The sequence below is a fragment of the Streptomyces sp. SID13726 genome (assembly GCF_010548375.1).
In the GTDB taxonomy this organism is placed as follows: domain Bacteria; phylum Actinomycetota; class Actinomycetes; order Streptomycetales; family Streptomycetaceae; genus Streptomyces.
The window spans coordinates 378,093-390,205 of record NZ_JAAGLY010000006.1 but is presented as its reverse complement, the minus strand read 5'-3'; the positions used below and the strand labels follow the sequence as shown (position 1 = coordinate 390,205).

The following is a 12,113-nucleotide window of genomic DNA, read 5'->3' as shown; positions in this document are numbered from 1 at the left end:
TCGCGGGGTCGTGATGTCAAGGGCCGCACTTCTCGTCCTGGCCGACGGCCGCTTCCCCGCCGGAGGGCACGCTCACTCCGGCGGGGCGGAGGCGGCGGTCAAGGCGGGCCGGATCACGGACGCGCCGAGCCTGGAGGCGTTCTGCCGGGGACGGCTGCACACGACGGGGCTGGTGTCCTCGGCTCTCGCCGCGGCGGCCGTGCTGGGCGTGGAACCACGGCAGTTGGACGAGGAGGCGGACGCCCGCACGCCGTCCCCCGCACTGAGGGTCACCGCGCGCAAGCTCGGCCGACAGCTGATGCGGGCGGCCCGGGCGACCTGGCCCTCCCCGGAACTCGACGCCCTGGCAAGGCAGTTCCCCAAGGGCGCGCATCAACCGGTGGTGCTCGGACTTACGGCCCGGGCGGCGGGTCTGGAGGCCGTGGACGCGGCGTACTGCGCGGCCTACGAGAGCGTGAGCGGCCCGGCGAGCGCGACGGTGCGGTTGCTGAGCCTGGACCCCTTCGACGCGACGGGTGTCCTGGCTCGGCTGGCGCCGGAGCTGGACCTTGTCGCGGCTCGGGCGGTGGATGCCGCTCGGCGGGTCGTGGGCGGCGAGGGGAGCGATGCCCTGCCGTCGGCATCGGCACCGCTGCTGGAAATCGGAGCCGAGGCGCATGCCACCTGGTCGGTTCGTCTGTTCGCCTCCTAGGAGGGGGTTGAGCGGACCCACTTGCTTTCAGGGGCGCGGGGCTGCGTTGAATTTGCGGCTACCGCCGCGCGGGCGCGGCCGGCCCCCACACACCCGCACCCGACAACGAACCCTCAAGGAGCCGCACATGCACCTCGACCACCATCACGACGGCCCCGCAGCAGTGAGCGCCGACGCCCACCACCCCGACGGCACCCGAAGAGCCCTCCGGATCGGCCTCGGCGGCCCCGTCGGCTCCGGCAAGACCGCCACCGTCGCCGCCCTCTGCCGAGCCCTCCGCGACGACCTCTCCCTCGCCGTCGTCACCAACGACATCTACACCCGGGAAGACGCCGAGTTCCTCCTCAGGGAAGCCGTCCTGCCCCCCGAACGCATCACCGCGGTGGAGACCGGAGCCTGCCCCCACACCGCGATCCGGGACGACATCTCCGCCAACCTCGAAGCCGTGGAGGACCTGGAGGACACCGTCGGCCCCCTGGACCTGATCCTCGTGGAGAGCGGCGGCGACAACCTCACCGCCACCTTCTCCAAGGGCCTGGTCGACGCCCAGATCTTCGTGATCGACGTGGCCGGAGGGGACGACATCCCCCGCAAGGGCGGCCCCGGCGTCACCACCGCCGACCTCCTCATCGTCAACAAGACCGACCTCGCCCCGTACGTCGGCTCCGACCTCGCCCGTATGGCCGCCGACGCCAAGGCCCAGCGCGCCGAACTCCCGGTCGTCTTCCAGTCCCTCCGAGGCGGGACCGGCGTCAAGGACACCGCAGCCTGGGTGCGGACGCAGCTCGCCGCGTGGACGGCGTGACCGTGACCGCGGCAGCGGCCGGGGTGCGGGCCACCGCGCGGATGGTCGCGCGGGTCGACGGACGGGGCGGTACGGCCCTGCCTGTGTTGGAGAGCGACGGACCGCTGGCGCTGCGCAGGACCCGGGGCAGTGGGACCGAGGCACGCGTCATGCTCGTCGGCGCGATGAGCGGACCGCTCGGCGGCGACCGCTTCGCCGTGGAGGCCGAAGTCCACAACGGCGCCCGGCTGCACGTCGGTTCGGCCGCCGCCACCATCGCCCTGCCGGGACAGACCAAGGGCGACGCCCGCTACGACGTACGCCTCGCCGTCGCCGAGGACGCCGAACTGCACTGGCTGCCCGAACAGTTGATCTCCGCGGGCGGCAGCGACCTGTACGTCACCACCCGTCTCGACCTCGCGCCGACCAGCCGTCTCGTACTGCGAGAAGAGCAGGTGCTCGGCCGGGTGGGGGAGGAGCCCGGGCGGCTGACCAGCCGGCTCGTCCTGCGCGTCGCGGGCCGGACCGTCCTCGACCAGGAGCTGTCCTGCGGCCCCGGCGCACCGGGCGGCTGGGACGGCCCGGCGGTGCTCGGCGGACAGCGAGCCGTCGGCCAACTCCTCGTCGTACGGCCCGAGTTCGTCGACGAGCCGGTGGCGGCACAGGTACTCGACGACGGCGCCGCCCTCATGCCGCTCGCCGGACCCGCCGCCCTCGTGAGCGCCGTCGCCCCGGACGCCCTGCGACTGCGCAAGGTCCTGGAACGGGCGCAAAAGATCCTGAACGCGTAGTCCGCCCAGCGAACGACCGCTTCCTTTTATCGGATTGGCAAAGAAGACGTACGCACCCCTGTTCACAGAGTCTCCATAGCCTGGAGGATCCCCGTACGAATCGAAACGACGTACGGGGAGGGGTCCCTCTTGAGGGAGACGAGACCGAAGTGGCGGACGACCGCGCTCGGTTCGGCCGGGGTGCTCATCACAGCCACACTCATATCCGGTGCCGGCGCGATACCGGCGGCCGGCGCCGCCAAGCACGCGGATGTCACCCGGCACGGCCCGGACCGTGAGGCCGCGGGGGCGGCCCTCGCCGCCGCCGGCGCCGCCAAGGCCGGCATCAAGTGGGCGGACTGTCCCGCCGACTGGGGGATAGCCAAGCCGGTCCAGTGCGGCTGGGTCAGCGTGCCGCTCGACTACGCCAAGCCGAACGGCAAGCAGATCAAGCTCGCCGTCGACCGCATCGGCAACACCGGCACCAAGACGGAGCGCCAGGGCGCCCTCATCTACAACCCGGGCGGCCCCGGCGCCTCCGGCCTGCGCTTCCCGCTCCGTGTCACCACCAAGAACCCGATCTGGGCCAACGCGGCCAAGGCGTACGACTTCGTGGGCTTCGACCCGCGCGGTGTCGGCCACTCCGCGCCCATCTCCTGTATCGACCCGCAGGAGTTCGTGAAGGCCCCGAAGATGGACCCGGTCCCGGACTCCGAGGCCGACAAGCGCGCCCAGCGCAAGCTCGCCCGTGAGTACGCCGACGGCTGCGCCGAGCGCACCGGCAAGGCGATGCTCCAGCAGATGACCACGCCCAACACCGTGCGCGACCTGGACGTCATCCGCGCCGCGCTCGGCGAGAAGAAGCTCAACTACCTGGGCGTCTCGTACGGCACCTACATCGGAGCCGTCTACGGCACCATGTACCCGAACCACGTGCGCCGCATGGTCGTCGACAGCGTGGTCAACCCGTCGCGGGAGAAGATCTGGTACGAGGCCAACCTCGACCAGGACATCGCCTTCGAGGGCCGCTGGAAGGACTGGGAGGACTGGGTCGCCGCCAACGACGCCGCCTTCCACCTCGGCACCACCCGCGCCGCCGTCCAGGCCAAGTGGCTCGAACTGCGCGCCACCGCCAAGAAGAACCCCATCGGCGGGGTCGTCGGCCCGGCCGAGCTGATCGGCTTCTTCCAGAGCGCCCCGTACTACGACTCCTCGTGGGTGCCGGTCGCCACCGTGTTCAGCAAGTACTTCGCCGGTGACACCCAGGCGCTGATCGACGCCGCCGCCCCGGACCTGTCCGACACCGCGGGCAACATCGCCTCGGAGAACGGCAACGCCGTCTACACGGCCGTCGAGTGCACCGACGCCAAGTGGCCCACCAGCTGGAAGAAGTGGGACAAGGACAACACCGCGCTCAACAAGAAGTACCCGTTCATGACCTGGGCCAACGCCTGGCTGAACCTGCCCTGCGCCACCTGGCCGGTCAAGCAGCAGACCCCGGTGAACGTGAAGACCGGCAAGGGCCTGCCCGGCGTGCTCATCGTGCAGTCCCAGCGTGACGCGGCCACCCCGTACGAGGGCGGCGTCGAACTGCACAAGCGCTTCAAGGGCTCCCGCCTGATCACCGAGAAGGACGCGGGCTCCCACGGTGTGACCGGCCTGGTCAACCCCTGCATCAACACGCGGGTGGACGCCTACCTGCTCACCGGCAAGCTGGACAAGGCCGACGTGACGTGCGCCCCGCACGCCACGCCGAAGCCGTGAGCGCCGAGCCGTAGAACGAAGGGGGGCGGCCCGAGCCACGGGCCGTCCCCCTCTCTCATGCCCCGAGGACGGTCACGCCCCCAGAAACGCGTCCTCCGCCGCGTAGTCGAAGAGGTCGCCGTAGTTCTGGAACATCTTCGGGTACGCCTCCCGCCAGTCCCGCCCGGCCAGCCGCCCCTCGATCCAGGCGACGGTCTCCGGCAGCCCGTCCGCGTACCGCGCCACCACCGGGCGGTAGCCCAACTCCCGTTCCGCGGCGGACATGTCGCAGACGACCGGCACCGGAACCGACCACGGGGTGTCGCCCACGGTCGGCGACGGCGGCGGCCCGTCCAGCAGGACCGTCTCCGGCTCGGCGCCCATGACGGCGTCGATCGCGGCGGCGATCTCCGCCACCGTAGGAGCGTCCGGGTCCACCGCGTTGAGGGCCCGGGTGCCCGGCCGCGCCGCCGCCAGCCGGATCAGCTCCGCGATGTTGTGGACGTTCGCCGGATGGAAGCGGCTGAGGCCGCCGTAGGGGAGGACGCGCCGGGCGCGGCCGTCCAGGTTGCGCTTGACGAAGTACAGCTCACGCGGCGTCTGGCAGTGCGGCCCGTGGATCGCGCCCGCCCGCAGCAGAGTCGTGGGCAACCGCCCGCCTGCCGCGAGGAGTTCACGCTCAAGCCCTGCCTTGCGGGTGCTGTAGGACGCCTCGCCCGGTACGACGGTCCGCTGCCCCTCGCCCAGCGGCACCGGGTACTCGGGGAAGCCGTCCGGCTCGCCCTGGGTGTCGAAGCCACGGCCCTTGTCGTCCTCGTAGACCGAGACGCTGGAGACCACCACGGCCGAGCCCACTCGGTCGGCCAGCGACACCAACTGCCGTGCGTGTTCCGGGCCGTAGGCGACCATGTCCACCAGGACGTCACAGCCGTCGCCGACCGCGTCGGCCAGCGCGGCGTCGTCCGCCCGGTCGGCCCGGGCCACCCGCACCCCCTCCGGCCAGCCCTCGTCCCGTCCGCCGCCGCGCGAGACGGCCGTCACCTCCCAGTCGTCCCGGGCCAGCGCCGTGACGGCCACGCGCCCGATCTGTCCTGTCGCTCCGATCACCACAGCACGTCTCATGCCGTGACCCTAAGGTCGGCGGGCGCCCCCGGCACAGAGCGCTCTGCCGACAGCAGAGGTCAACTGAGCGGCAGCCTCGGGAACTTGCGCTCCTTGGCCGCCGCGGCCTCCTCCGCCTTGACCACGGCCGCGTACTGGTCGACGTACTCCTGGTCGGACAGCTTCAGGATGGCGTACATGATCTCGTCGGTGATCGCCCGCAGGATCGCCTTCTCGTTCTCCATCCCGGCGTAGCGGGAGAAGTCGAGGGGCTTGCCGAAGCGGATCACCACGGGGTGGATGTTCGGGATGACCTTGCCGGGCGGCTGGGCCTCGAAGGTGCCGATCATCGCGCAGGGGATGACGGGCGCCTGGGCCTTGAGCGCCATCACCGCGACCCCGACCTTGCCCTTGTAGAGGCGGCCGTCGTGGGAGCGGGTGCCCTCCGGGTAGATGCCCAGCAGCTCGTCCTTGCGGAGCACGCCGAGGCCCTCGCGGATGGCGGCCTGGCCTGCCTCCTTGCCGGAGCGGTCGACCGGGATCTGCCCGGCGCTGCGGAAGAAGAAGGCGGTCAGCCGGCCCTTGATGCCGGGGCCGGTGAAGTACTCGGCCTTGGCCAGGAAGGTGATGCGGCGATTGAGGACCGCCGGCATCAGGAAGTGGTCCGAGAAGGACAGGTGATTGCCGGCGACGATGGCCGCACCCGACTCCGGGATGTGCTCCAGGCCTTCTATTCGCGGCCGGAAGACCAGTCTCAGCAACGGCCCCAACAGCACGTATTTGAGCAGGTAGTAGAACAAGAGGGGGCGCTCCTCGGTCGGGCGGACGGCTCAACTCCGCGTTCTGGCTGGTCAACCGGCGTGAGGTGGGGCTGTCAGTGTAGGCGCAGGCGGCGGGGGCCGGAACAGGGCCGAGCGTCGCGACCGGCACGGCCACCGCCCCGCCTGCGGGCGTGCTGGGACCGTCACGGTCACAGCCCCGCCCGCGGACGCGTCGCGACCGTCACGGTCACAGCCCCGCCCGCGGACGCGCCGGGACCGGCACCGGCACCGCCACGCCCCCACCCGCGGCCGTTCACAGCCGCACGATGACCAGAGCCGTGTCGTCGGTGGCGCCGCCGGGCGGCAGCAGCTCCGAGAGGACGGCGTCGGCCAGGGTCTCGGGGTCCTCCCCGCGGTGCCGGGCCAGGGAGTCGGCGAGCCGGTCGAGGCCCGTGTCGACGTCCTCGCGGCGCCGCTCCACCAGGCCGTCGGTGTAGAGCGCCAGGGTGGCGCCCTCAGTGAAGGCGGTGACGGCCTGCGGCCGGGGTACCCGGTCGGGGCGGGCGTCGAGCGGCGGATCGGTGGCCCCGTCCAGGCACTCCACGCGGCCGTCGGCGTGCACCAGCATCGGCGGCGGGTGCCCGGCACTGCTGTACGTGATGGTGCCGCGGTCGAAGTCGATGAACGCGGTGACCGCGGTGGCCGACTCGGCGCCGTCGATCACATGCGCGTACCGGCCCAGCACGTCCAGCGCCTGGGCCGGGCCCTCGGCCACCCGGGAGGCCGCGCTCAGGGCGCTGCGCAGCTGGCCCATGACACAGGCCGCCCCGAGGCCGTGGCCCACCACGTCGCCCACCGAGACGCCCACGCCCCGGCCGCCCACCAGGTCGACGAGGTCGTACCAGTCCCCGCAGACGTTGAGCGCCCCCACCGCGGGCCGGTAGCGGACGGCGGCCCGGTGGTGCAGGGTCTGGCGCGAGGTGGGCAGCATCGCGTCCTGGAGGGCCAGCGCCACCTCGCGCTCGCGGGCGTGGGCCCGCCGCAGCCGTTCGTTCAGCTCCTGGAGCTCGCGGGCCCGCGTGTACAGCTCGGCCTCCAGGACCCGGGCCTTGCCGCCGCGCGGTCCGCCGCGGGCCCGCATCAGCTCGGTGACCTCCTCGACCCGGTGCACCAGCAGCGCGACCTTGCCGTCAGGGCCCAGCACCGGGGCGTTGACGGGGCTCCAGTAGCGCACCTGCCACTCGCCGGGCCGGTCCGGGTCCTGGACGTCGTAGCGCTGGAGCGCCATGGCGTCGCGCTCGCCGGTGTCCAGGACCCGGCGCAGCGAGGCGGCCAGGTTGCGCATGCCGGTGGCCGCCGGGTCGTTCGGGTTGTCCGGGAACACGTCGAAGAGGTAGCGGCCCACGAGGTCCTCCCGCCGCCGCCCGGCCACCCGCAGGAACTCCTCGTTGACGTCCGCGAACACCAGCTGGGGCGTGAGGAGCGCGACCACGCCCGGCAGCGCCTGGAAGACCGCCGCGTAGTCGATGGGTCTGTCGGTCATGGTGTTGCCGCCTCACCGCCGGGATCACCCCAGTTTCCCACGGTATGGGAGGTCAGGTGAGGGGATCCTCAAGGGACTGCTCGGCCCAGATGATCTTCCCCTCGGGGACGAACCGGGTGCCCCAGCGCTGGGCGAACTGGGAGACCAGCAGCAGCCCCCGGCCGCCCTCGTCCGTGGTGCGCGGATGCCGCAGATGGGGTGCGGTGGCACCGCCGTCGAACACCTCGCAGAGCAGGGTCCGCTCCCGGATCAGCCGCAGCCGGATCGGCCCGACCGCGTGCCGGATCGCGTTGGTGACCAGCTCGCTCACGACCAGCTCGGTGGTGAAGGCGAACTCCTCCAGGCCCCACTCCGTCAGCTGCCTCGACGCCGTCTTGCGGGCCTCCGCGACCAGCGCCGGGTCGGCGGGCACGTCCCAGTCGGCGACCTGCCCGGGCCCCAGCAGCCGGGTGCGGGCCATCAGCAGCGCCACGTCGTCGTGCGGCCGGTCCGGGGCCAGGGCGTCGACGACGGCCCGGCAGCGCAGGTCCAGCGAGGGCGCGGGCCGCTCCAGGGCCTGGCGCAGCCGGTCCCGGCCCGCGTCCTCGGTCCACCCCGCACCCCGGGCGAGCAGCCCGTCGGTGTGCAGCGCCAGCGTGCTGCCCTCCGCCAGGGCCAGCTCGACCGACTCGAACGGCGGACCGCCGACCCCGAGCGAGGGCCCCTGCGGCAGGTCCACGAAGGCGACCGAGCCGTCGGGCAGGATCACCGCGGGCGCGGGATGACCGGCGGCGGCCATCGTGCACTGGCCGTCGACGGGGTCGTAGACGACGTAGACGCATCCGGACCCCTGCGCGCTGTCGGTGTCCTCGGCGCCCGGCCCCACGCCCTCCTCCCGCGCGCTCCGGGCGACCAGGTCGTCCAGGTGCCCGAGCACCTCCTCCGGCGGCAGATCGAGGGCCGCCAGCGTCCGTACGGCGGTCCGCAGCCGGCCCATGGCCGCGGCGGCGCCGATGCCGTGCCCGGGGACCTCGCCGACCACGAGGGCGACCCGCGCCCCGGAGAGCGGGATCAGGTCGTACCAGTCACCGCCGAGGCCGGTCAGCTCGTCGGCGGGCCGGTAGCAGGCGGTCACCTCCACGGCGCCCTGCTCGGGCAGCCGGTGCGGCAGCAGACTGCGCTGGAGGACGAGCGCGGCCTCCCGCTCGCGGGTGTAGCGCCGGGCGTTGTCCACGCAGACGCCCGCCCGGGAGACGAGGTCCACGGCCAGGTTCAGGTCGTCCTCGTCGAAGGGCTCCTGGCGGTGGCGCCGGAAGAACGTCGTGACCCCCAGGGTGGCGCCCCGGGCCCGCATCGGCACGACCATCACGCTGTGCAGACCCAGCTCCAGGAAGGTGGCCTCCCGCCCGCCCGGTATGTCGGTGGCCCACTCCGCGGCCAGCGGATCGAGCCGCTCCTCGCGCCAGGGCCTGCCCGAGGCCAGACAGCTCAGCGGGGGCGACCCGCGCCGGTAGGCGGCGATGTCACCCACCTCGACGACGGCCTCCGGGACCCCCTCGTTGACCGACTGCTGCCCGGCCCGCAGCAGCGGCACCCGGGCGGCCGGCTCGGCGCCCCGCAGCAGCGACTCCAGCAGGTCCACGGTGACGTAGTCGGCCAGTGCCGGTACCGCCACGTCGGCCAGCTCCTGCGCGGTGCGCCGGATGTCCAGGCTGCGGCCGATGTACTCGCCGGCCCGGTCCAGCAGGGCGAGACGCTGCCGGGCGCGGTGCCGCTCGGTGATGTCGACGACCGTGTAGTACACGCCCATCGGGTGACCCCGGTCGTCGTCGATCCGGGTGAACGACATGGTGTGCGCGGTCTCCCGGTGCGGTGCGGCACGGACCCGCCCGACGTGCTCGTACCCCACGATCGGCTCGCCGGTCTCCAGCACGCGCCGCATCTGCGCCTCGATGTCCTCGGCGTCCAGGCCGGGCTGGATCTCCCCGAACCGCAGCCCCAGCCGCTGCGGGGCCGGTGCGCTGCCGAACTGCTCCAGTGCCGGGTTGGACCACACGCACCGCAGGTCCGTGTCCACGATCGCGATACCGATGGGGGAGCGGCTGACCATCTGCTCCAGCACCGGACGGCTCATGTCCCAGCCGGGCGCCTCCGCCAGCTCGGACAGCAGCACGAGCCAGCGGGCCGCGCCGTCGGGGTCGTCGGCCGCGGTGATCCGCGCCATCACCCGGACCGGCCGGCCGTCCCGCCGCACGGCGGTCAGCAGCCCCGCCCAGCCGCCGTCGGCACGGCACCGGCCGGCCAGCTCCGGCAGCCGCCCGGCGTCCGCCTCGGCCACCAGGGCGGCCGCCTCCGTCCCTACGACGTCGGAGGCGGCGTAGCCCAGCAGCCGCTGTGCGTCCCTGGTCCAGCCGGTGACCACGCCCCGGGCATCGAGCAGCAGAGGCGCGGCATCGGCCACGTCGAACCGGTGCCGCGCGATGTCGTGCTCCTCCTGAGCGCTCACGGCCGACCTCTCTGTCGCTGAGAGTGGTCTACCACCTCTTCGTCTCATCTTCACCCGGTGTGGGCGAGTGTGCCGACGGGGGAGGTGCTACCGCTTCAGTACGCCTTCCAGTACTCCGAGCGCCGAACCCAGTTCCTCGGCCGTGATCGTCAGCGGCGGAGCCAGCCTGATCGTCGAGCCGTGGGTGTCCTTGACCAGGATTCCCTCGTGCATCAGCAGCTTGCTGACCTCGCGCCCGGTGCCGATCGCCGGGTCGATGTCCACGCCCGCCCACAGGCCCCGCGCGCGGAAGCCGACCACACCCCGGCCCACCAGCCCGGCCAGGCCGTCCCGCAGGAGCACGCCCAGGTCGGACGCCCGGCGCTGGAACTCGCCGGTCTCCAGCAGGTCGACCACCGCGGTGCCGACGGCCGCCGCCAGCGGGTTGCCGCCGAAGGTCGAGCCGTGTTCGCCCGGTCGCAGTACACCGAGCACGTCACGGCGGGCGACCACCGCGGAGACCGGGACGATGCCGCCGCCCAGCGCCTTGCCCAGGAGCAGGACGTCCGGCACGACCCCCTCGTGCTCCACGGCCAGCGTGCGCCCGGTGCGGCCGAGGCCCGACTGGATCTCGTCGGCGATGAACAGACAGCCCTTGCGCAGGGTCAGCTCACGCACTCCGGCCAGGTAGCCCTCGTCCGGGATGACCACGCCCGCCTCGCCCTGGATCGGCTCCAGCAGCACGGCCGCCGTGGTCTCGTCGACGGCCTCCTCCAGCGCCGCCAGGTCGTTGTACGGCACGATCCGGAAGCCGGGTGTGAAGGGGCCGAAGCCCGCCCGCGCGGTCTCGTCGGTGGAGAACGACACGATCGTCGTCGTACGGCCGTGGAAGTTCTCCGCGGCCACCACGATCGTCGCCCGGTCGGCCGGGACGCCCTTGACCTCGTACGCCCACTTGCGGGCCACCTTGATGCCGCTCTCCACCGCCTCGGCGCCGGTGTTCATCGGCAGCACCATGTCGAGGCCGGTCAGCCCGGCCAGGCGCTCCGCGAACTCGGCGAGCCGGTCGTTGTGGAAGGCCCGGGAGGTGAGGGTCAGGCGGTCCAGCTGCTGGTGCGCCGCCTCGATCAGCGCGGGGTGGCGGTGGCCGAAGTTGAGGGCGGAGTAGCCGGCCAGCATGTCGAGGTAGCGGCGGCCCTCCACGTCCTCGACCCAGGTGCCCTCGGCGCGGGCGACGACCACGGGCAGCGGGTGGTAGTTGTGCGCGAGGACCGGCTCCTCGGCCTGGATGAGATCGGCGGAGGAACGCGTGCTTACGGGTGCGGTCATGAGCGGATCTCCTGGGTGCAGCACTTGATGCCGCCGCCGGCCTTGTGGAACTCGGAGAGGTCGACGGGGACGGGGACGTAGCCGTGCTCGTCGAGGCGCACGGCGAGGGCCTCGGCCTGCGGGGCGATGAAGACGTTGCGGCCGTCGGACACGGAGTTCAGGCCGAAGGCCATCGCGTCGTCCCGGGTCGCGAGCACCGCGTCCGGGTACAGCTGGGCGAGCACCTCGCGGCTGCCCGGCGAAAAGGCCTCCGGGTAGTAGACGATGTTGTCGTCGTCCAGCACGAACAGCGCGGTGTCCAGGTGGTAGAAGTGCGGGTCCACCAGGGTCAGGCTGATCACCGGGTGGCCGAAGAACTCCTGCACCTCGCGGTGCGCCTCACGGGTGGTCCGGAACCCGGTCCCGGCCAGCACGTACCGGCCCGTCCAGACGAGGTCGCCCTCGCCCTCGCAGACCGCCACGGGCCGGTGGACGTCGTAGCCCGCGGTCTTGAACCACAGGTCGTAGTGCGTGGACTCGGGGCGCCGCTCGGGCGCGTGGAAGAGCGAGCCGAAGACACGGCCGCCGACGACGACCGCGGAGTTCGCGGCGAAGACCATGTCGGGGAGACCGGGGACCGGCTCCACGGCGTCGACGCTGTGACCGTGGGTCTCGTAGGCGCTGATCAGCGTGCGCCACTGCTCCTGAGCCAGGTCCACGTCGACGTGGGTGTCGGGATGCATCCAGGGATTGATCGCGTACTGCACGGCGAAGTGTCTGGGTTCGCAGACGAGGAATCGCCGCCGGCGCGGCACACGGGAGTCGGACACAGAGGGGTTCCTCCGCTTCCTGCGGTGTCTACTGAGGGTTGACACCAAGGTAGAAAGTGACCCGTACGACCGACAAGCAACAACAATTGCGTGTCCGCGCAGGAACGCTGCGTATTCG

General features: G+C 72.5%; 10 protein-coding genes. 4 read left to right on the top strand and 6 right to left on the bottom strand.

Translation table 11 applies throughout. The features are described from left to right. The first annotated feature begins 13 nt into the window (after positions 1 to 13). The 4 genes from G3I78_RS18880 (at position 14) to G3I78_RS18865 (ending at position 4,009) form a co-directional block, all read left to right on the top strand. Positions 14 to 691 carry an urease accessory UreF family protein gene (locus G3I78_RS18880; protein ID WP_164425930.1) on the top strand — a complete coding sequence of 226 codons (678 nt, stop codon included), beginning with the start codon at positions 14 to 16 and terminating at the stop codon, positions 689 to 691. 127 nt (positions 692 to 818) lie between these two features. Continuing rightward, a complete protein-coding gene (ureG, locus tag G3I78_RS18875) occupies positions 819 to 1,496 on the top strand; it encodes an urease accessory protein UreG (protein ID WP_164425928.1) in 678 nt (225 codons plus the stop codon). Further along, positions 1,484 to 2,266 carry an urease accessory protein UreD gene (locus tag G3I78_RS18870; RefSeq protein ID WP_164425926.1) on the top strand — a complete coding sequence of 261 codons (783 nt, stop codon included), beginning with the start codon at positions 1,484 to 1,486 and terminating at the stop codon, positions 2,264 to 2,266. Before ureG ends, G3I78_RS18870 begins: the two co-directional genes overlap by 13 nt. Before the next feature lie 129 nt (positions 2,267 to 2,395). Then, on the top strand, positions 2,396 to 4,009 hold the full coding sequence (locus G3I78_RS18865; RefSeq protein WP_164425924.1) for an alpha/beta hydrolase: 1,614 nt from the start codon (positions 2,396 to 2,398) through the stop codon (positions 4,007 to 4,009). Between the two features lie 72 nt (positions 4,010 to 4,081). On the opposite strand, the gene G3I78_RS18860 is transcribed toward G3I78_RS18865, so the two are convergent. The 6 genes from G3I78_RS18860 to ddaH form a co-directional block, all read right to left on the bottom strand. Beyond that, positions 4,082 to 5,110 carry an NAD(P)H-binding protein gene (locus G3I78_RS18860; protein ID WP_203615136.1) on the bottom strand — a complete coding sequence of 343 codons (1,029 nt, stop codon included), beginning with the start codon at positions 5,108 to 5,110 and terminating at the stop codon, positions 4,082 to 4,084. A gap of 59 nt (positions 5,111 to 5,169) precedes the next feature. Further along, positions 5,170 to 5,889 carry a lysophospholipid acyltransferase family protein gene (locus tag G3I78_RS18855; RefSeq protein WP_164425922.1) on the bottom strand — a complete coding sequence of 240 codons (720 nt, stop codon included), beginning with the start codon at positions 5,887 to 5,889 and terminating at the stop codon, positions 5,170 to 5,172. 274 nt (positions 5,890 to 6,163) lie between these two features. Then, positions 6,164 to 7,393 carry a SpoIIE family protein phosphatase gene (locus G3I78_RS18850; RefSeq protein WP_164425920.1) on the bottom strand — a complete coding sequence of 410 codons (1,230 nt, stop codon included), beginning with the start codon at positions 7,391 to 7,393 and terminating at the stop codon, positions 6,164 to 6,166. Between the two features lie 52 nt (positions 7,394 to 7,445). Then, on the bottom strand, positions 7,446 to 9,878 hold the full coding sequence (locus G3I78_RS18845) for a SpoIIE family protein phosphatase (RefSeq protein ID WP_164425918.1): 2,433 nt from the start codon (positions 9,876 to 9,878) through the stop codon (positions 7,446 to 7,448). A gap of 87 nt (positions 9,879 to 9,965) precedes the next feature. Then, positions 9,966 to 11,186, bottom strand: coding sequence for an ornithine--oxo-acid transaminase (rocD, locus tag G3I78_RS18840; RefSeq protein WP_164425916.1), 1,221 nt, complete (start codon positions 11,184 to 11,186; stop codon positions 9,966 to 9,968). Further along, on the bottom strand, positions 11,183 to 11,995 hold the full coding sequence (gene ddaH / locus G3I78_RS18835) for a dimethylargininase (RefSeq protein WP_164425915.1): 813 nt from the start codon (positions 11,993 to 11,995) through the stop codon (positions 11,183 to 11,185). Before ddaH ends, rocD begins: the two co-directional genes overlap by 4 nt. Between the last annotated feature and the right edge of the window lie 118 nt (positions 11,996 to 12,113).